Annotated in this window: 1 protein-coding gene; it reads left to right on the forward strand. The window is 42.1% G+C overall.

All coding sequences use genetic code 11. The annotated features are described in order from the left end of the window. Positions 1–378 (forward strand): hypothetical protein (locus ACTJLE_RS06650; protein ID WP_481267925.1); only part of this gene is annotated, 378 nt, incomplete at its 5' end. Between the last annotated feature and the right edge of the window lie 19 nt (positions 379–397).

The following is a 397-nucleotide window of genomic DNA, read 5'->3' on the forward strand; positions in this document are numbered from 1 at the left end:
TGGATTTTACAAGAGGTAGACAATGTGCGAAAAGACTGGGAATTAGATCGGATAAATACAAACGGCAACTACGAAAAAGGAAATATCCGCTTTGTTCCAAGAATAGTCAATCAAAACAACAAGCAGAACGCTATCCTAACACGGTGGGAGCAACAATATTGGCCATACGCAAGATCGGTAGTTACAAGAATGCTATCGAAAGGAATAAGCAGAGAAGAAATCATATCAAGAGCAAATACAGCTGTAGCACAACACAGAAAAAACTGGCGTTTAATCGAAGCAAGGCTCGAGTTTATGACATACGAAATGCCGGACCAAATCATCGTTTTACCGTATCGGGAAAGCTCGTGCATAACTGTGGCTACGGTGGTGCAGTAGGAGCATTAAAGGCAATGGG

This window comes from Gardnerella sp. CCPDSM (assembly GCF_056754715.1).